Source organism: Nocardia sp. 149-1B (assembly GCF_057747975.1).
In genome coordinates this window covers 558,969-578,804 of record NZ_CM173233.1, presented here as the reverse complement: position 1 = coordinate 578,804, position 19,836 = coordinate 558,969, and the positions used below count along the sequence as shown (strand labels likewise).

Here is a 19,836-nt window from a genome sequence, read left to right as displayed (position 1 = left end):
GATGCTCCTCGGTGGGTCAGGCCAGGCCGGTGGCGGCGAAGGCGGCGTACGACGGGTCGATGGTCGCCGCCGGGGCGACCTGGCCGGCCACGGCGTCGAGGGTCTTCAGCCCGTGGCCGGTGTTGATGACGACGGTCTCGAGCTCGGTGTCCAGCTGGCCGGTCTCGACGAGCTTCTTGAGCACCGCGACCGTGGTGCCGCCGGCGGTCTCGGTGAAGATGCCTTCGGTCCGGGCGAGCAGCACGATGCCGTCGCGGACCTCATCGTCGGTGACGTCCTCGACGGCCCCACCGGTCTCGCGGCAGATGTCGAGCACGTAGATGCCGTCGGCGGGGTTGCCGATCGCGAGGCTCTTGGCGATGGTGTCGGGCTTGACCGGGCGGATCGCGTCGACGCCGGCCTTGTAGGCCACCGAGACCGGGGAGCAGCCGGCCGCCTGCGCGCCGTACACCCGGTAGGGCTTGTCCTCGACGAGGCCGAGCTCGATCAGCTCCTGGAAGGCCTTGTGCACCTTGGTCAGCTGGGAGCCGCTGGCCACGGGGATCACGATCTGGTCGGGCAGGCGCCAGCCGAGCTGCTCGGCGATCTCATAGCCCAGCGTCTTGGACCCCTCGGCGTAGTACGGACGGACGTTGACGTTGACGAACGCCCACCCGTCCTCCTCGCCGGCGATCTCGGAGGCGAGCTTGTTGACGTCGTCGTAGTTGCCGTTGACGGCGACCAGCGAGTCGGTGAAGACCGCCGAGTTCACCTGCTTGGGGTGCTCGAGGTTGCTCGGGATGAACACCACGGTCTTGATGCCCGCACGGGCACCGGCGGCGGCGACGGCGTTCGCGAGGTTGCCGGTGCTCGGACAGGCGAACACCTTCGAGCCGAACTCGCGGGCGGCGCTCAGGGCGCAGGCGACGACGCGGTCCTTGAAGGAGTTGGTGGGGTTGGTCGAGTCGTCCTTGACCCACAGGTTCGTGATGCCGAGCTCGGCGGCGAGGTTGTTCGCGCGCAGCAGGCGGGTGAAGCCCGGCTCGGTGTTGGGGCTCTGCTCGATGTCGGTCGGCACGGGCAGCAGCGCCTTGTAGCGCCAGATGTTGCGCGGACCGGCCTCGATCTCCTCGCGGGTGATCCGCGGGAACTGGTAGGCGATCTCCAGCGGGCCGAAGCACTCCGGACAGGCGTAGTGCGGACCGAGCTCGACCTGGTGGCCGCACTCGCGGCAGGCCAGGGCGACGGCGTTGCCGAACGCGCCCTCGCGGGGGGCGCCGGGAACGCCGGCGGTGCGGGCGGGTGCCTCGGTGACAAGAGCGCTCATGAAGTCCTCCTCCTCATCTTCCCCGGGTGCGACGGTCGCCCCGGGCGGAATTGGCACCGTTTCCGCGAACCGCTTCCTGGCTGATGCCGGGCGGCGGAGGTTCGCGGCGGTTGCCGGGACTTCACTGGGCCGTATCCCTCAGTCCCTCTTGATGAGCTGCTGACAACAGTACGACGGCCGTCTCAGCATGTGCACATCGCATCCACATGCTGGACGGCCGTCGTCTCACGTCCTTGTCGAGCCGGCGCAGTCTGTGCCCAGACTGCGCCGGCTGGCGGGATCACGCGGCGACCGTGACCGCAACCGGCTCGGCCAAGGCACCACGGACCACGTCCAGCACGTCGCTGACCGGGTGCACGGTGACCGTCTCGAGGACGTCGGCCGGTACGTCGTCCAGGTCGGGCTCGTTGCGCAGCGGCACGAACACCTCGGTCAGGCCGTTGCGTTGCGCGGCGAGCAGCTTCTGCTTCAGCCCGCCGATCGGCAGCACCCGCCCGTTGAGCGTGACCTCACCGGTCATGCCGACCTCCGAGCGCACCGGGCGCCCGGTGGCCAGCGAGGTGAGCGCGGTGACCATCGTGATGCCGGCGGACGGGCCGTCCTTGGGCGTCGCACCGGCCGGCACGTGCACGTGGATCGCCTTCTCGAAGAAGGACGGGTCCACGCCGAGCTCGGCCGCGTGCGCGCGGACGAACGACAGCGCGATCTGCGCCGACTCCTTCATCACGTCGCCGAGCTGGCCGGTCAGGGTCAGTCCGGCCGTGCCCTCGGAGGCAGACGCCTCGATGAACAGCACGTCGCCGCCCAGGCCGGTCACCGCCAGGCCCGTGGCCACGCCCGGTACCGCCGTACGCTCCGGGGCCTCGGGGGTGAACCGCGGCCGGCCGACGAGCTCCTTGAGGTCGGCCAGGTCGATGTCGACGTGCTCAGCCCCGGTCGCGAGCCGCGTCGCGGCCTTGCGCAGGGCCTTGGCCAGCAGCCGCTCCATCTGGCGTACGCCGGCCTCGCGGGTGTAGTTCGCGGCCATCTCGCGCAGCGCCGCGTCGGTGATGCTCACCTCGTCGGCGGTCAGCGCGGCCCGCTCCAGCTGCCGGGGCAGCAGGAAGTCGCGGGCGATCGCGACCTTGTCGTCCTCGGTGTAGCCGTCGAGGGTGACCAGCTCCATCCGGTCCAGCAGCGCCGAGGGGATCTGCTCGACCACGTTGGCGGTGGCGATGAACAGCACGTCGGAGAGGTCCAGGTCGAGCTCGAGGTAGTGGTCGCGGAACGTGTGGTTCTGCGCGGGGTCGAGCACCTCGAGGAGCGCCGCGGCCGGGTCGCCGCGGTAGTCAGCGCCCACCTTGTCGACCTCGTCGAGCAGCACGACCGGGTTCATGGAACCGGCCTCCTTGATGGCCCGGACGATCCGGCCCGGGAGCGCGCCGACGTACGTGCGCCGGTGGCCACGGATCTCGGCCTCGTCGCGCACGCCGCCGAGGGCGACGCGGACGAAGTTGCGGCCCAGGGCACGGGCGACCGACTCGCCGAGCGACGTCTTGCCGACTCCCGGAGGTCCCGCGAGCAGCACGACCGCGCCGGAGCCGCGGCCACCGACGACCTGCAGGCCGCGCTCGGCCCGGCGGGCGCGGACCGCGAGGTACTCCACGATCCGCTCCTTGACCTCGTCGAGGCCGTGGTGGTCGGCGTCGAGCACCGAACGGGCGCCGAGGACGTCGTTCGCGTCCTCGGTGGTGACGTTCCACGGCAGCTCGAGGACGGTGTCGAGCCAGGTCCGGATCCACCCGGTCTCGGGGCTCTGGTCGCTCGAACGCTCGAGCTTGCCGACCTCCTTGAGCGCCGCCTCGCGGACGGCCTCCGGCAGGTCCGCCGCCTCGACCCGGGCGCGGTAGTCGTCCGCACCCTCGGGCTCGTCCTCGCCGAGCTCCTTGCGGATCGCGGCGAGCTGCTGGCGCAGGAGGTACTCCCGCTGCGTCTTCTCCATCCCCTCGCGGACGTCCTCGCCGATCTTGTCGGTGAGCTCGGCCTCGGCGAGGTGGTCGCGGGTCCAGCCGATCAGCGTCTCGAGCCGCGACTCGACGTCGGGGTTCTCGAGCAGCTCGCGCTTGCGGTCCACCGAGAGGTACGGCGCGTAGCCCGCGGCGTCGGCGATCGCGCTGGGGTCGCTCATCTGGTGCACGGAGTCGATGACCTGCCAGGCCTCGCGGCGCTGGAGCACGGCGACCACCAGTCGCTTGTACTCCTCGGCGAGCTCGCGGGCCCGGTCGGAGACGTGGTCCTCCGCGGGTTCGACCTCGACCCAGAGCGCCGCGCCGGGGCCGGTGACCCCGCTGCCGATGCGGCCGCGGGTGCCGGCCTTGAGCACGGCGGCCGGGCTGCCGCCGGAGAAGCGGCCGACGCGCTCGACGGTCGCGATCACGCCGTACGACGCGTAGCGGTCGTCCAGTCGCGGAGCGACCAGCACCTGGTTGTCACTGCCGGCGCGGGCGGCGTCGATCGCGGCGCGGGCGGCGTCGTCCAGCTCCAGCGGAACCACCATGCCGGGCAGGACGACGAGGTCGGAGACGAAGAGAACGGGGAGCTTGAGGGACATGCCGACTCAACTCCCGGCAGTGGGCCCGTGTTCCGGAGAGGGCCTCCTGTTCGCTGATGACGAACAGGGGAACTCGTTGACCCGTCGTGAACTTTCGGGCGGGTCAACGTGCATTGTCGACAAAGTACGTTGACCCGCCGAGAGTTTCGGGCGGGTCAACCCTGCCGGGCGGCGCGGGCGTCCGCGGTGAGCTGGCGCAGCAGCTCGAGGACGCCCTCGGGGCCGTGGACGACCACATCGGAGAGGGCGACCAGCGCGCTCTGCTCGACGGAGGCCGAGCAGACCAGCAGCGTCGGCATGCCGTCCTTGCCGAGGGCGCCGACCGCGTCGAAGGCGTCGAGGTCGCCGAGGTCGTCCCCGGCGAACACGAAGGCTCCTGCGTCGACCTCCTCGACCAGGGTGGTCACGGCCTTGCCTTTGTCCATGCCCGGGGCACGGACCTCGATCACCTGGCGGCCCGGCTCGAGGACGAGCCCGTTGCGGCCGGCGAGCTCGCGCAGGGGCGGGAGCAACCGCTCGAAGGCGGCGTCGGGGTCAGGCAGCCGCCGGGTGTGCACGCCGTACGCGAGGCCCTTGTCCTCCACGTAGGCGTCCGCCGCTCCGGCGTTGCGCAGCGTGCGCGGCAGGTCGCGCAGGAACGTCGCGAGCCCGTGCGGCGGCCGTGGGGAGATGATCCGGCGGCGGGTGGAGCTCCACCGCTCGTTGCCGTACTGGCCGAAGAGGTAGAGCTCCTTGCCGGCCTCGGCGACGGCGTCCCCGACCTCCTCGAGTCCGCCGAGGTCGAGCGCCTGGCGCGCGGGGCGCCCGGTGATCACCGCGATCGCGGCGACCTCGGCGGCCAGGTCGACCAGCACCTCGCGGGCGTCCGGGTGGATCCGCGCACGCTCGGGGTCGTCGACGATCGGGGACAGCGTGCCGTCGAAGTCGAGCCCCACGACGGCGCGCGACGCGGCCCGCACCAGGGCGTCGTAGCGCTGCTCGCCCTCGCTCGAGGTGAAGTCCATGCGCTCAACCCAATCATCCGAGGCGCCTTCGAGCCCACCTCGTGATCGAAACCAGTGTCGAACTGTGGCGTAATCCTCAGCTGAGCGGGCCGGTGAGGATCACCGTGAGCCGGTCGAGCCGCATAGGTTCGACCGCAGGGGCGGTCCGGTGGATCCCGAGGTCGAGCGCGAGCGTCTTGGCCGCCAGCTTGAGCTTGGGCGGGTAGTAGACGGTGGTGGCCGGAATCGTGCCGTACCAGTTGTCGGAGCCCACGACCTGCCAGCCGATGCCGGTGGCCCGTTCGGAGACCTGGCCGGCCAGACCGGTGATGCCGGAGTTGTTGTAGACCTCGACGTAGACCTTGCCGCGCTTGACGGTCGGCTCGGGCTTCGGGTCCTTCGACGGCGCGTGGGTCGGGGACGGCGACGTGCTCGGCTCGTGCCGGGCGACCTGGGCGACCTCACGCTCGGTGGGCTCTCCACCGCGCGTCGCGACGAACGCGATGCCGGCCATCGCGACCGCAATCACGCTGAGCATCACGACCGGGGACGGAGTGACCACGCCCCGCTGGTTGCGCGTGCGCACCGCTCAGACCTCGAAGCCGAGACGCCGGGCCGAGCGCTGCCTCTGCCGTGCGGAGCGCAGCCGCCGCAGCCGGCGCACCAGCAGCGGGTCGGCCTCGAGGGCCTCGGGACGGTCGATCAGCGCGTTGAGGACCTGGTAGTAGCGGGTCGAGGACATGTCGAACTTCTCCCGGACCGCGGTCTCCTTGGCGCCGGCGTACTTCCACCACTGGCGCTCGAAGTCGAGGATCTCCCGGTCGCGGTCGCTGAGGGCAAGCGTGACCTCGGCCTCGCCGTCGTAGGCGTTGGCGGCATCCATGAGATCTCCTGAGCACACTGTTCCGACACGTCTGGTGAGATCACTGTAGGCGACGAACCACAGCGATGTCATTCGCCCTGCCGCGAGTCGGCGGGTCCGTTCCGGCCGGTAGCCTCCGGGCATGGAAACCATCGGCTGGGGCGTCCTCGCGACCGGCAAGATCGCCCACGCGTTCGCCACCGACCTGGCCCTGGTGCCCGGCGCCCGGCTCGCCGCGGTGGGCTCGCGGCGCGCGGCGAGCGCCCAGGCGTTCGCCGAGCAGTACGGCGGCACCGCACACGGCTCCTACGAGGAGCTGGTCGCCGACCCGGCCGTCGACGTCGTCTACATCGCCACGCCCCACGCCCTGCACCTGGACAACGCTCGGCTCGCGTTCGAGGCCGGCAAGCACGTCTTGTGCGAGAAGCCGCTCACCCTCGACGTGGCCGACGCCGAGGAGATGGTCCGACTCGCCGGCGTCCACGACCGCTTCCTGATGGAGGCCATGTGGACCGCCTGCCACCCCGTGATCCGCGCGCTGCGCGAGCGCCTGCAAGCCGGGGAGCTCGGGGCCCCGCGCCACCTGCACGCCGAGCTCGGCTTCCGCGTCGACGCCCCGCCCGAGGACCGGATGTTCAACCCCGAGCTCGGCGCCTCGGCGCTGCTCGACATGGGCATCTACCCCCTGACCGTGGCCCACCTGCTGCTCGGTCCGGCGGTGCAGCTGACCGCCACCGGTGACCTCTCCGATCGTGGGATCGACCTCGACATCGCCATCGCCGGGCGGTACGCCGGGGGCGCCCTCGCGACGATGACCGCCTCGATGACGTCGTACTCCTCCCGAGCGTGCGAGATCGCCACCGACCGGGGCCGGATCCGCTTCGACGACTTCCACCACCCGACCGAGGCCGTGTTCACCCCGCACGCCCCCGGTCCCGGCAGCTGGGTCGTCGAGCCCGGCGAGCCCGTCGTGATCGAGGGCGCAGAGCCGGTCATCGGCCAGGGCTACGGCAACGAGATCGCCGAGGTCGGCCGCTGCCTGCGCGAGGGGCTGCGCGAGAGCCCGCTGGTACCCCACGAGCAGACGCTCACCCTGCTGCGCCAGATGGACGAGCTGCGCGCCCAGGTGGGCGTCGTCTTCCCGGGCTGACCGGAACCCGGCGGGTCAGTCCGTCAGCTGCCGCCACGGTGAGTCGTACGGCGTCGCCACGATCGCGTCCGGGGGATCGCCCTGGGTCCACCACTTCGCCTGGTAGCCGATCCCGTGGCTCAGCACCCGGTCACCGCCCTGGTAGACCCGCGCGGCACGCCACTCCGGGTAGGTGCCCGCGGGCAGCGTCGGCGCCATGACCGGGTGCTCGCCGGGCAGCACCGGGCCCACCAGGCTCCATGGCGTGAGGTAGGCGTCGGCGACCGGCGCGTCCGGCAGGTCCCCGGAGGAGTACCACTTGGCGACGTAGACGTTGTGGTGCCAGACCACCTTGGTCGCCGCGGCGTAGCCACGCTCGGCGTTCCAGATCTGGTACGGCGACGTGGCTGGGTCGTCCGCCGCCGCGCTCGCCCCCGGTGCCGGCACGACCGGATCCGCCGCGCTCGTCGCGGGCGGCGGCCCCGGGTCGGACGCCGCGGTGCGGCTGTACCGGCCGAGGACGGCCGCGAACTCCCCGGCGGCCTGGGTGACACCGCTGCACTGGTCCGAGACGACCCGGGTGTCGGGGTAGTTGGGGCCGCAGTCCTGGTCCCGGTTGGCCGACCACATCGAGAGCTGCCGGAGATCGTGGTGGCGCGCGAACGCAAGCAGCCGGTCGGCGTCGTCGAGGTCGAACACCTCTCCGGCGACGTCGTTCTGCCCGATCATCGCGGTGGCGCCGACTCGCTGCCACGCCTGGTCCTCCGACAGCGGTGCGCCCGCCGCGGCATACGCGCCGCGGAGCTGTGCCTGCAGGGCGGTCAGCGCGTGCTCGGCCTGCTCTCCCATGGTGACGCCCGGATCGACCGGCGCGCCGTAGTCCATCACCATCGCGTTGACGCCTGCCGGATCCACGCCCGCAGCGAGCGTCTCGTCCACGACGGCGAGCCCGTCGGCCGTGAGCCCGGAGGCGGCGACCGGGAGCGTGAGCCACACCTGGAGGTGCCGACCCGCGGTCTCCTCCGCTGCGACCACGAGCGCGATGGCCCGGGCCCGCCGCTCGACCACGTCCGGAGCCGAGGCGACCGTGCCCTCGATGTCCAGGTCGATCGTGTCGACCGAGTACCTGTCCACCACGGACTGGTAGGCGGCGGCCAGGGCTACGACGTCCGTGCACCCGATCGCGAGCTCGGCGTTCGCTGCTCCGCCGAAGGAGACGGTCGCGTGGGCGCCGACCTGGTCGAGCCGCGCCACGCGACGGTCGAGGTCGAGCTGGTCCGCGGCCTGGTCGAGGGTGTAGGCGCCGCCCCAGCTGGGCGCACACGGGTCCGTCGGGCTGCTGACGACGAACGCCAGGGTCACGTCGCGGCCCGAGATCCGACCGGCGCCCTCGAAGGCGTACGTCGGCGTGGCGGTCACGTCGACGTACGGCGCGAACCCGTGCCGGGTCACGGTCGCCGCCGCGGTGGTGTCGTCGCGCGTCACGAGGCCGAGGCCGGCCACGCCGACCACGACACCGAGGACAACGGCGATCCTGAGCACCGACAGACGGCGACGCCTCGACGGACCGGACGACGGCGCCGGTGCCTGCGGGTCAGCACAGAGCAGCTCCTCTGGTGTCACTGCCTGTCCCCCCGGGCCTGGCTGTCCAAGCCGTCGAATGGTGATCCCGAGTGGGCGCCTGCGGCTAACCTACTCCGTGACGCTTCGCACGTCTCGGGGACGAGAGCTTCGCCAATGCCCGGGGGGGCTTCTCAGATGTCTACGTCCACGAACGCGCGACCGCCGTCGCAGACCTCGTCGGAGCCGACCGCGGAGGCGCTCGCCGAGCCGGCCGCCCGACCGGCCTCCGCTCGGCGACAGTGGGGCTCCGATCCTCGGCACGACCCGTTGCCCCCGGTCGCCAGCCCGGTGAGCGAGCGGGTACTCGCCCTCGGCCGGCTGGCCGTCGGATTCACCATCACCGCCTGGGTCTGCTACATCGTCTCGGCGATCGTGATCAGGCTGGTCAACCGTGAGTTCCGGGGGCAGAGCGGGCTGGCCGGCGAGACGGCCGTCTACGTCGCGATCACCTCCTCGCTCGCGTTCTCGTGCCTGATGTACCTGGTGGCGCGACAGGGTGCGCTGTACCGGACGCGTGCTCACCGGCGCGTGCCCCGCGCGCTCATCGATGCCTCGTTCGGTGCGGATCTTCCGTCGATGACCGTGCTCGTCCCGTCCTACCGTGAGGAGGTCGCGGTCGTCCGGATCACCCTGTTGTCGGCGTTGCTCCAGGAGTACCCCGCGATGCGGGTGGTGCTCCTGCTCGACGACCCTCCCCATCCGAGCGACCCCCAGCACCTCGAGTCGTTGGCCGCGGCCCGAGCCCTGGCGGCGGAGCTCACCGCCTGGCTGGAGGAGCCACGCCGCAGGTTCGCGCGCACACTGGAGGAGCTCGATGCGGGCGACGCCGGGGCGCGGCACCCCCACGGCCTCGAGGCCCTGGCCACCGAGTACGCGTGGGCCGCCGCCTGGCTGCGGGGCCGGGCGGCCGAGGAGGCGGTGACCGACCACGTCGACCGATTCTTCGTCGACCAGGTCCTCGGCACGCTCGCCGACGACTTCGCGAGCGTCTGCCAGGCGCTCACGACGGCCGTCGCCGAGGGCGGCGAGGTGTCACCGGACCGGGTGCGGCAGCTCTACCGCAGGCTCGCCTGGACCTTCCAGGGCGAGGTGACGTCGTTCGAGCGGAAGGTCTTCGCCTCCCTCTCGCACGAGGCCAACAAGGCGATGAACCTCAACAGCTACATCGGGCTGATGGGCCGCACCGTCGAGGTCAAGAACACGTCCGAGGGGCGGGTGCTCATGCCGTCGGACGGCCCGGACGCGATCGGGATCCCCGACGCCGAGTTCCTGCTGACCCTCGACGCGGACAGCATCGTGCTGCCCGAGTACTGCCTCCGGCTGGTGCACGTGATGATGCGCCCGGAGAACTCCCGCCTGGCCGTCATCCAGACGCCGTACTCGGCCTTCCCGGGCTCGTCCACCCGGCTCGAGCGCATCGCCGGAGCGACCACCGACATCCAGCACATCGTCCACCAGGGCATGAGCTACTACGGCTCGACGTTCTGGGTGGGCGCGAACGCCGTGATCCGCAAGCGCGCCCTCGACGACATCGTCGAGGTGGAGCACCACGGCGGTGTCGAGATCCGGCGCTATGTGATGGACCGGACCGTCATCGAGGACACCGAGTCGAGCCTCGACCTGGCGACCCACGGGTGGCAGCTGCTGAACTACCCCGAGCGGCTGAGCTACTCCGCCACTCCCCCGGACTTCGGGTCGCTGTGCATCCAGCGCCGACGATGGGCCAACGGCGGGCTGCTGATCCTGCCCAAGCTGCGGGGCGTGCGCCAGGCGCGCCTGCGCCGCAACGAGCGAGGCAGCATCGTCGCCACCCTGTTGCGGGTCAACTACCTGGCCTCGACCTGCTGGAGCAGCGTCGCACTGCTGTTCCTGCTCTACTTTCCCTTCGCCAGCGAGCTGCTCAGCCCGATGATCCTGGTCGTGGCCCTGCCGTACTTCCTGGCGATGGCCTCCGACCTCCGGCGCTCCGGCTACCGCCGCACCGACATGCTCCGGATCTACGGGCTCAACCTGATCCTGCTACCCGTCAACCTGGCCGGCGTCGTGAAGTCGGTCCAGCAGGGGATCACGGGGAGGCGGATCCCGTTCGCCCGGACACCCAAGGTCGCGAACCGCACCGCGACACCGTTGCTCTTCGCCCTGTCGCCGCTGCTGATCATCGGCTACTCGATCCTGACGGTCTACCGCGACGTGGACCAGGCCTACTGGGTGAACGCGGCGTTCGCGCTCTTCAACACCGTGACCGCGAGCTACGCGCTCGTCGCGCTGATGGGGGTGCGTCCCGCCCTGGTCGACATCGCGCTCGGCATCTGGGAGCACCTCCACACGCCGGAGGGTCCCGCCCGGCCGACGGCGCTGCGGCGTACGCGGAACCCGGTCGCCCCGGTGCTGCTGCAGCCGCAGTGGTCCGAGGTCCTCTACCGGGGCGCTGCCGCGACGGAGACGGGTCACCACCCAGGCGACGGCACCGGGGCGTTCCGCATCCTGGCGGCGAGCGCGGCGCCCGCCCCGGCGGACCCGCACAGTCCCACCGTCACCGGCCAGACCGGCTCGGCGAGCTGATCGTCCACTGGCTCGAAACAGCGGTCGCGGTCTCCTGCGCGTCCATGCGCAGCCTCGGGCAGCTCCTCACCGCAGGAAGCGCAGCACCGCCGCCACCCGGCGGTGCGCGGTGTCGTCGTCGGGCAGCAGGCCGAGCTTGGCGAAGATCCGCTGGGTGTGCTTCTCGACCCCGGCCAGGGTCACCGAGAGCGCCTCGGCGATCGCGGCGTTCGACTTGCCCTCGGCCATCAACGACAACACCTCGCGCTCCCGGGGCGTGAGGTCGACGAGCGGGTCGCGGTTGCGGCCCATCAGCTGGCGCACCACGAGCGGGTCGAGCGCCGTGCCACCGGCCGCCACCGCGGCGATCGCGGCGAGGAAGTCGTCCAGGTCGCTGACCCGGTCCTTGAGCAGGTAGCCCACCCCGCCGTCCCCCGTGGCCAGCAGGTCGTCGGCGTAGGAGACCTCGACGTACTGCGAGAGCACGACGATCCGGGCCTCCGGCCAGGAGCGGCGTACGTCGACCGCGGCACGCAACCCTTCGTCGGTGTGGCTGGGCGGCATCCGCACGTCGACGAGCCCGAGGTCGGGGCGGTGCTCGAGCATCGCCGCGGTGAACCCTGGACCGTCGCCGACCGAGGCCACGACCTCGTGGCCCGCCTCCTCCAGGAGCAGGTGCAACCCCTCGCGCAGCAGCAGCGAGTCGTCGGCGACGACGACCTTCATCGCAGCCTCCTCATCGCGGGATCCTCGCCAGCAGGACGGTCGGACCACCCTCGGGCGAGGTCAGCTCGAGCGTGCCGTCGACGGCCGTGAGCCGCTGCCGCAGCCCGGCCAGTCCCAGGCCCTTGGCCGGGTGAGCACCGCCCACGCCGTCGTCCTCGACCCGCACCTCGACCCAGCCCCTGTCCGCGGCGTCGTCCATCGTGACCGACACGGTCGCACTGGTCGCCCCGCTGTGCTTCGCGACGTTCGTGAGCGCCTCCGCGACCACGAAGTAGACCGCGGTCTCGACGTGCGGCGGGAGCTGGGACGGTACGTCGATCCGGGACCCGACCGGCACCACGCTCTGCGCCAGCATCTCCTCGAGAGCGGCCGCCAGGCCGCGGTCGACCAGCAGCGGCGGGGCGATGCCGCGCGAGAGGGAGCGCAGCTCGGCGACGGTCTCCCGGGCCTGCGCGAGCGCCTCGTCGATCGTCGAAGCGGCCCGCTCGGGGTCCTGGTCGATCTGGTGCTTGGCCCGGCCCAGGTCCATCGTCAGCCGGACCAGCCGCTGCTGAGGCCCGTCGTGGATGTCGCGCTCGAGCCGGCGCATCGACTCGGCCTCCGCCATCCGGGCGGCGTCCCGGCCGCCCTCGACCCGGGCCACCTCGTGCTGGAGCTCGGCGCGGCTGCTGAGCAGCACGGTCGCCAGGCTGGCGTGGATCGAGGTCACCAACCGCACGACCCACGGCAGCGTCAGCAGCGCCACCGCCCCGAGGAAGAGCTCGACCAGCGCCGTCGCCGTGTCCCCGTCACCGAAGCCCAGGTAGTAGGCGAGCTCGTGGTCGTCGGGCCCCCGCTCCGGCAGGAACTGCATCCAGAACCAGTAGGTGAGTCCGGCGCCCGACGCGGCCCACCACGCGACGGTCACCGCGAACGCGATGGTGCCGGTGACCAGGCCGACCAGCGCCCAGACCACGTCGAGCCACGACTGCGGGTCGCGCAGCACGATCAGCTGCCGGCGCCAGAACCCGTCGCCCGGGGCGGCGCACACGTACGCCGGCGTCACGGCCTCGCGGCCGAGCATGCCGCGCAGCCTGATCCGCTCGAAGCGCGCGAACCCACGCGCGACCATCACCGCGACCGAGACCAGCAGCACCCCGCCGATGAGGACCGAGAGGCCGATCCCCAGCGCGAGGTCGACGACCACGAGGATGAACGCGACCAGAGCGATCGGGAATGCCGAGATGTTGTAGCCGGTCTCGAGCAGCACCCGGCGTACGCCCCGGGGTTGCCGAGGCGCCTCGAGGGGGTACGTCGTCGTCATGGTCAGATCCGTCATGGGAGAAACGCTAGGAACCAGCGGGGTCGAGCACGATCCTGCCAGCCCGACGACCTCTGTCGGGCCAGCCCGACAGCTCGAGACGGCCTAGGCTGGTGACCGTGGCTCCCTCTGGCTCGGCTGACCTGGTCATCGTCGCGAACCGTCTGCCCGTCGACCGGGTGACGCTGCCGGACGGCACCACGGAGTGGCGGCGCTCCCCCGGGGGGCTGGTGACCGCGATCGAGCCCGTGATGCGCGCCAACGACGGCACCTGGATCGGGTGGCCCGGCGGCACCGAGACCGACCTCGAGCCCTTCGAGGACGAGGGTCTGGAACTGGCCCCGATCACCTTGACCCAGCAAGAGGTCGAGGACTTCTACGAGGGCTTCTCCAACGCCACGCTCTGGCCGCTCTACCACGACGTCGTGGCCAAGCCGGAGTTCCACCGCGAGTGGTGGGACGCCTACGTCGTGGTCAACCGCCGCTTCGCCGAACGGGCCGCCGAGGTCGCCGCCGAGGGCGCGACCGTGTGGGTGCACGACTACCAGCTGCAGCTCGTACCCCAGATGCTCCGGGAGCTGCGCCCCGACCTGCGCATCGGGTTCTACCTCCACATCCCGTTCCCGCCGGCCGAGCTGTTCCAGCAGCTCCCCTGGCGCCGCCAGCTGCTCGAAGGGCTGCTGGGCGCCGACCTGGTCGGCTTCCAGCTCGCCGGCGCGGCCCAGAACTTCGTCCGCCTCGTGCGCCAGCGCGTCGGGCACAAGACCCACCGCGACCTGGTCTACCTCCCGGACGGCCGCACGGTGCGCGCCGCGGCGTTCCCGATCTCGATCGACGCCCAGGGGTTCGAAGACCTGGCCCGCTCCGAGGAGGTCACCCAGCGCGCCAAGGAGATCCGCGAGGCGGTCGGCAACCCGCGACGGATCTTCCTCGGGGTCGATCGTCTCGACTACACCAAGGGCATCTACGCGCGGCTGCGCGCCTACAGCGAGCTCGTCGTGGAGGGTCACCTCGACGTCGAGGACGCGGTGTTCATCCAGGTGGCGACGCCGTCACGCGAGCAGGTGGAGCAGTACCGCATCCTGCGCGACGACATCGACCGACTGGTCGGCCGCGTCAACGGCGACCTGGGGAAGATCGGCCGTCCGGTCATCCACTACCTGCACTCCTCCTACCCGCGCGAGGAGATGGCCGCGTTCTACCGCGCCGCCGACATCATGGCGGTCACGCCGCTGCGCGACGGGATGAACCTGGTCGCCAAGGAGTACGTCGCGTGCCGCTTCGACAACGACGGCGCCCTGGTGCTCTCGGAGTTCGCGGGGGCCGCCGACGAGCTGCGGCAGGCGTGGCTGGTCAACCCCCACGACATCAACGGCATGAAGTCGGCGTTCCTGGAGGCCTACCGCGCCGACGAGCGTGACCTGACCCGCCGGATGAAGGCGATGCGCAAGACCGTCCGGCAGAACGACGTGGCCGCCTGGGCCGAGAGCTTCCTCGCTGAGCTCAACGCGCTGCGGCCCTCGCACGAGAAGTCGGTGCGCCCGCCCGACCGGTCCTGACGACCGTGTCGGGGACCTCACTCGACCGGCGTCGTGACCTCACCCCGGGGGAGTAGTTTTCCGGGCATGGACCTCGTCCCGAAGCCCGACCAGGTGGCATCCGCGGCCGGCAACGTCGCGCACCTGCTGCTGTACGGCGGCCTCGCCGACCTGCGCCCGATGCCGCGCACGCTGATCGACGACGGGATGCTGCGCGAGGTCTACCACTACCGCCCGGTCGCGAACGTCCGCGCGCAGGGCGACCCCGTCCTGCTGGTCACGCCGCTGGCCGCGCCCGCGATCTGCTTCGACCTGCGCCGGGGGTGCTCGGTGGTCGAGCACTTCGTGAGCGTCGGGCGCCCGACGTACGTCGTGGAGTACGGCAACGTCTCCTTCCGCGACCGCAACCTCGGGCTCGAGCACTGGGTCGAGGAAGTCGTCCCGGCGGCCGTCCGCGAGGTGTCCGCGCACGCCGGCGGCCGGCCCGTCCACGTCGTGGGCTGGAGCCTCGGCGGGATCTTCGCGATGCTCGCCGCGGCCGACGCCACCGACCTGCCGATCGCCTCGCTGTCGGTGCTCGGCTCTCCGGTGGACGTCACGCGGGTGCCGCTGGTCGCCCCGCTGCGGCCGCTGCTGGACCTGACCGGCGGGCACAGGTTGGTCACCCGGGCCTACCGCGCCGCCGGTGGAGCCCCGACACCGCTCGTCCGGTGGGCGTTCCAACTCTCGTCGTTCCAGAAGCTGGTGACCAAGCCGCTGGCGATCGCGACCCACCTCGACGACACCGACTTCCTCGCCCAGATCGAGGCGGTCGACCGCTTCACCGCGAAGATGACCGCCTATCCGGGGCGGAGCTTCGGGCAGCTCTACCACCGCTTCGCGAAGGGCAACGCGATGGCGACCGGCTCCCTCGAGATCGGTGACCACGAGGTCTCGCTGTCGGCGATCAAGGCGCCCGTGCTCGTGTTCGCCGGCGCCACCGACGGAATCGCGCCGGTCGAGGCGGTGCGCGCCGTCGTACCCCTCCTGTCGGCCGCGCGCGAGGTGCGGTTCGAGATCGTCCCGGGCGGACACCTCGGCATGCTCACCGGTCGCGCCGCCCGCGGCACCACCTGGCAGGTGCTCGACGAGTGGATCGCGCAGTGGTCCGGCACGGACGCCGTGCCGGCGCGGAAGGTCGCGGCGAAGAAGGCGCCCGCCAAGAAGACCGCTGCCACGAAGACCGCTGCCACGAAGAAGGCCACCGCGAAGAAGGCCACCGCGAAGAAGGCCACCGCGAAGAAGGCCACCGCGAAGAAGGCCACCGCAAAGAAGGCCCCCGCCACGAGGACGGCCGTCACGAAGAAGGCGCCCGCCAAGAAGGCCGCGGCCACACCGGATGCGATCGGCGCCAACCCACGCCGGCGCTACGGATCGGCCGGCTCGAGGGCCCTCTCCCGCTGACCCGACTGGCAATACCTGCACTTGTCGGGTGAAGTTTCGCACGACTTGTGCAGGTTTCCCCGGGTACCCGGGGAAACCGCCCGCTAGCCTCCCCCGCATGCCAGCCAGCGAGAGCCTGCCCCGGGGCGTGCGGATCGGGTACGGGTCGGGGTCCGTGGCGACCGGCGCGTTCGGGACGGTGCCGGGGCTGATGCTCCTGCCGTACCTCACCGACAGCCTCGGGATCAGCGCGCTCATCGCCGGCTTCATCGTGTTCGCCCCCAAGGCCTGGGACGTGGTGCTGAACCCGATCGCGGGCCGCATCAGCGATCGCACGGTCGACGCCCGCGGGCCGCGTCGACCGTGGCTGCTGCGCGCGGGCATCGCGCTGGCGGTCGGGTTCGGGCTGCTGTTCGCCGCGCCCGACATGGGCAAGGTCGCGGAGGCGGCCTGGGTGCTGGCGCTGTTCCTCGCCTGCGCGACGGCGTACGCGTTCTTCCAGGTGCCCTACGTCGCGATGCCGGTGGAGATGACCTCCTCCTACCACGAGCGCACCCGGTTGATGACGTGGCGAGTGGCGATCCTGGCGTTCACGATCATGCTTGCGGGTGCCACCGCACCGGCGATCCGCGACGCGGTCGGCGGTCGGGACGGCTACCGGGTGATGGGCGTAGCGATGGCGCTGATCATCCTGGTCGGCGTGGTCAGCGCGTACGTCGGCACCGGCCGGGCTCGGGTCGCTGCCGCGGAGCCCGGCGCCGGCACGTTGCGCGACCAGCTGCGGATCGTGGCGAGCGCGCGTGACTTCCGGTGGCTGCTGACCTGCTTCGTGGTGCAGGCGCTCGCGACCGGCTGCATGCTCGCGGGCGTCGACTACCTGGCCTCGGACGTGCTCGGCAAGGACGGTGCCGCCACGATCCTGTTCATCTGCTTCGTCGGTCCCGCCCTGCTGCTCACGCCGGCGTGGTCGGCCATCGGCAGCCGGCTGGGCAAGAAGCGCGGCTACGTCGCCTCCTCGATGTTCCTCGGCGCCGGCGCCCTGCTCGCGGCGACCGCCCGCACCGCTCCCCCGGCGTTCGTCTACCTGGCGGTCGCGCTGGTCGGCGTCGGGTACGCCGGGTGCCAGGTCTTCCCGATGGCGATGCTGCCCGACGCCGCGGCGGTGGACGCGCAGCGCACCGGCTCCAACCGGGCCGGGGTCTACACCGGCGTCTGGACCGCCGGCGAGACGCTCGGGCTGGCGCTCGGCCCGGGGGTGTTCGCGCTGGTGCTCGCGATCGGCGGCTACCGATCCTCCACCGACGGCGACGTCGCCCAGCCCGACTCCGCGCTGACCGCGATCGTGCTCGGGTTCTCGGTGCTGCCCGCGGTGCTGACGGCGCTCAGCCTGCTCTGGCTGCGCCGCTACTCCCTCGACGCCGACCAGGTCGACGCGGCGGTGGGAGCATGAGCGCCGTGAGCATCCCTGACGGCGACGCCCTCGCCCGGTTGCGGGCCATGCAGGCGGCCGACCTGCCGGTCCACGGCGGCCGGACGCTGGCCTACGTCTACGACTCCGGCCTGCCCGACATCGACCGGATCGGCCGCGAAGCGGTCGCGGCGTACGCCGGTTCCAACGGGCTCGACCCCACGGCGTTCCCCAGCCTGCTGCAGATGGAGAACGAGCTGGTCGGCTTCGCCGCCGACCTGCTCGACGCGCCTGAGAGCTGCGTCGGGACCGTGACCTCCGGCGGCACCGAGTCCGTGCTCCTGGCGGTGCAGTCCGCCCGCGACAGCCGACCCGGCGTCGACCGGCCGCGGATGGTGCTGCCGGTCACCGCGCACGCGGCCTTCCACAAGGCGGCGCACTACTTCGGGGTCGAGCCGGTGCTCGTGCCGGTCGGCACCGACTTCCGCGCCGACCCGGTCGCCATGGCGGCCGCCGTCGACGAGGACCCGGACCGGACCGTGCTGGTCGTGGTCTCGGCGCCGTCGTACGCGCACGGCGTCGTCGACCCGGTGACGGCGGTCGCGACGCTCGCCGCGGAGCGCGGGATCCGCTGCCACGTGGACGCCTGCATCGGCGGCTGGGTGCTGCCCTACGCCGCACGCCTGGGCCGGCCGGTGCCGCCGTGGACGTTCGCCGTCGAGGGCGTCACCTCGATCTCGGTCGACCTGCACAAGTACGGCTACGCGCCCAAGGGGAGCTCGGTGCTGCTGCACCGATCGGCCGGGCTGCGGCGCCCGCAGTTCTTCGCCTCGGCGGCGTGGCCGGGCTACACGATGCTCAACTCGACGATGCAGTCGACGAAGTCGGGCGGACCCCTGGCCGGCGCATGGGCCGTGGTGCAGTCGTTGGGCGACACGGGCTACGAGCTCCTCTCCCGAGACGTGTTCGAGGCCGTGGACGCGATCGTGGCAGGGCTCGCCGACATCCCCGCCCTGTCCTTGATCGCCGCACCCGACTCGACGCTGATCGCGATCGCGACCGACGGCAGCTGCGACGCGTTCACGGTCTGCGACGAGATGGCGGCGCGCGGCTGGTACGTCCAGCCGCAGATGTCGTACGCCGACCACCCGCCGACCATCCACCTCTCGGTCAGCGCCGCGACGCTCTCCCATGTGCCGGAGCTCCTGGTCGCACTGCGCGACTCCGTCGTGGCCGCGACCGAGGCCGGCCCGGTGGCCGTCGACCCCGGCATCGCGGAGTTCATCGCGGCCCTCGACCCATCGGCACTCACCGACGAGGACTTCGATGGCCTGCTGGCCGCCGCGGGCCTGGTGGGGGGTGCGGAGGGCCTGGACCTCCCCGAGCGGATGGCCGAGGTCAACGCGATGCTCGACCTCGCCTCGCCGGCGATGCGCGAGGCGCTCCTCGTCGCGTTCCTCGACCGGCTCTCGCGGCCGTCGCGTCAGCGCTCGGAGAAGGCCAGCACCGACTCGAGGTCATAGCTGCCGGCGTCGGTGCCGAGACCCTGCGCGACCTGGGCCGCGGTGGCGCAGCCGAGCTCCGCGGCGCCCCGCAGGTCGCGTCCGAGCGCGAGCCCACGCAGGAAGCCGGCCGAGAACGCGTCTCCGCACCCGGTGGTGTCGACGACCTCGATCGAGTACGCCGGGACCTCGATCGTCTCGTCCGCGGTCACGACCAGGGCGCCCTTGCTCCCCTGGGTCACCGCCACGCAGCCGGCCCCGGCCGCGACCAGCGCCCGCGCACCCTCGGCGAGCGTGGCGGCGCCGGTGAAGCCGAGCACCTGCTCGTCGTTGGGCAGCAGGTAGTCGGTGTGCGGCAGCGCGCCCGCCACCCACGCGAGCATGTCGGGGTCGCCGGGGGCGAGGATGTCGAGCGACGTCGTGGCGCCGATCGAGCGAGCGTGCGCGAGCAGCTCGCCGGCAGCCTCTCCGCCGAGGAACTCCGGGCCGCCCAGGTGCACGTGGGTGCAGCCCTCGAGCGCGGCGAGGTCGAGGTCGTCGAGCGTGAACGCGCCGTTGGCGCCGATGCAGTGCCAGGCCGGGCGGTCGCCGTTCGGGCGCACGGGGATCACCGAGGCGGACGTCTGCTGGTCGGCCTTGCGCACGAGACCGGTGACGTCGACACCCTCGCGCTCGAGGAGCGCGAGCAGCGTGGTGCCGATCGGGTCGTCGCCAACTGCCCCGAAGCTGTGCACCTCCGCACCCAACCGGCTCAGCACGATCGCCGTGCCTCCGGCGGTGCCGGCGGGCGAGACCCGGATCGTCTCGACGAGCTGCCCGTCGGAGCCGTCGGGGATCGAGTCGATGCCGATCACGTGGGTGTCGAGGACGTGCACGCCGACGGTGGCGATCTTCATGGGTTCTCCT

15 protein-coding genes and 1 riboswitch are annotated in these 19,836 nt (G+C 72.0%); of the genes, 6 read left to right on the top strand and 9 right to left on the bottom strand.

Features of this window, described 5'->3' with window-relative positions; all coding sequences use genetic code 11:
• Positions 1-16 precede the first annotated feature (16 nt).
• From thrC to AC3ANS_RS02680, 5 genes are all read right to left on the bottom strand, one after another.
• Positions 17-1,306 (bottom strand): threonine synthase, encoded by a 1,290-nt coding sequence (thrC, locus tag AC3ANS_RS02700; protein ID WP_488294630.1) that lies wholly within the window; start codon positions 1,304-1,306, stop codon positions 17-19.
• Between the two features lie 10 nt (positions 1,307-1,316).
• A riboswitch (SAM riboswitch) is annotated at positions 1,317-1,464 on the bottom strand.
• Positions 1,465-1,586: 122 nt separating this feature from the next.
• A complete protein-coding gene (gene lon / locus AC3ANS_RS02695) occupies positions 1,587-3,896 on the bottom strand; it encodes an endopeptidase La (RefSeq protein WP_488294629.1) in 2,310 nt (769 codons plus the stop codon).
• 155 nt (positions 3,897-4,051) lie between these two features.
• The gene (gene otsB, locus AC3ANS_RS02690) at positions 4,052-4,900 is read right to left on the bottom strand and encodes a trehalose-phosphatase (RefSeq protein WP_488294628.1); all 849 of its coding nucleotides are present in this window, start codon (positions 4,898-4,900) and stop codon (positions 4,052-4,054) included.
• Between the two features lie 76 nt (positions 4,901-4,976).
• The gene (locus AC3ANS_RS02685; protein ID WP_488294627.1) at positions 4,977-5,465 is read right to left on the bottom strand and encodes a LytR C-terminal domain-containing protein; all 489 of its coding nucleotides are present in this window, start codon (positions 5,463-5,465) and stop codon (positions 4,977-4,979) included.
• Between the two features lie 3 nt (positions 5,466-5,468).
• The gene (locus AC3ANS_RS02680) at positions 5,469-5,762 is read right to left on the bottom strand and encodes a DUF3263 domain-containing protein (protein WP_488294626.1); all 294 of its coding nucleotides are present in this window, start codon (positions 5,760-5,762) and stop codon (positions 5,469-5,471) included.
• Positions 5,763-5,883: 121 nt separating this feature from the next.
• Between AC3ANS_RS02680 and AC3ANS_RS02675 the strand changes: the two genes are divergently transcribed.
• The gene (locus AC3ANS_RS02675) at positions 5,884-6,891 is read left to right on the top strand and encodes a Gfo/Idh/MocA family protein (RefSeq protein ID WP_488294625.1); all 1,008 of its coding nucleotides are present in this window, start codon (positions 5,884-5,886) and stop codon (positions 6,889-6,891) included.
• 15 nt (positions 6,892-6,906) lie between these two features.
• Here the strand turns inward: AC3ANS_RS02675 and AC3ANS_RS02670 are convergent, their stop codons facing one another.
• Positions 6,907-8,412, bottom strand: a complete 1,506-nt coding sequence (locus tag AC3ANS_RS02670; protein WP_488294624.1) for a chitinase — start codon at positions 8,410-8,412, stop codon at positions 6,907-6,909.
• A gap of 216 nt (positions 8,413-8,628) precedes the next feature.
• On the opposite strand from AC3ANS_RS02670, the gene AC3ANS_RS02665 reads away from it, so the two are divergent.
• The gene (locus AC3ANS_RS02665; RefSeq protein ID WP_488294623.1) at positions 8,629-11,055 is read left to right on the top strand and encodes a glycosyltransferase family 2 protein; all 2,427 of its coding nucleotides are present in this window, start codon (positions 8,629-8,631) and stop codon (positions 11,053-11,055) included.
• A 66-nt stretch (positions 11,056-11,121) separates the two neighbouring features.
• On the opposite strand, the gene AC3ANS_RS02660 is transcribed toward AC3ANS_RS02665, so the two are convergent.
• Entirely contained in the window at positions 11,122-11,760 is a 639-nt protein-coding gene (locus tag AC3ANS_RS02660; protein WP_488294622.1) for a response regulator, read from the bottom strand.
• Positions 11,761-11,770: 10 nt separating this feature from the next.
• Positions 11,771-13,078, bottom strand: coding sequence for a sensor histidine kinase (locus AC3ANS_RS02655; RefSeq protein ID WP_488294621.1), 1,308 nt, complete (start codon positions 13,076-13,078; stop codon positions 11,771-11,773).
• Positions 13,079-13,173: 95 nt separating this feature from the next.
• Between AC3ANS_RS02655 and AC3ANS_RS02650 the strand changes: the two genes are divergently transcribed.
• The 4 genes from AC3ANS_RS02650 to AC3ANS_RS02635 all read left to right on the top strand — a co-directional run bounded on the left by AC3ANS_RS02650 (position 13,174) and on the right by AC3ANS_RS02635 (position 18,951).
• Entirely contained in the window at positions 13,174-14,619 is a 1,446-nt protein-coding gene (locus AC3ANS_RS02650) for an alpha,alpha-trehalose-phosphate synthase (UDP-forming) (RefSeq protein WP_488294620.1), read from the top strand.
• Positions 14,620-14,685: 66 nt separating this feature from the next.
• A complete protein-coding gene (locus AC3ANS_RS02645; protein WP_488294619.1) occupies positions 14,686-16,041 on the top strand; it encodes an alpha/beta fold hydrolase in 1,356 nt (451 codons plus the stop codon).
• A 97-nt stretch (positions 16,042-16,138) separates the two neighbouring features.
• A complete protein-coding gene (locus AC3ANS_RS02640) occupies positions 16,139-17,470 on the top strand; it encodes an MFS transporter (protein ID WP_488294618.1) in 1,332 nt (443 codons plus the stop codon).
• 5 nt (positions 17,471-17,475) lie between these two features.
• The gene (locus AC3ANS_RS02635; protein WP_488294617.1) at positions 17,476-18,951 is read left to right on the top strand and encodes a pyridoxal phosphate-dependent decarboxylase family protein; all 1,476 of its coding nucleotides are present in this window, start codon (positions 17,476-17,478) and stop codon (positions 18,949-18,951) included.
• Here the strand turns inward: AC3ANS_RS02635 and AC3ANS_RS02630 are convergent.
• Entirely contained in the window at positions 18,912-19,826 is a 915-nt protein-coding gene (locus AC3ANS_RS02630) for a carbohydrate kinase family protein (protein ID WP_488294616.1), read from the bottom strand. The genes AC3ANS_RS02635 and AC3ANS_RS02630 overlap by 40 nt on opposite strands.
• Positions 19,827-19,836 lie beyond the last annotated feature (10 nt).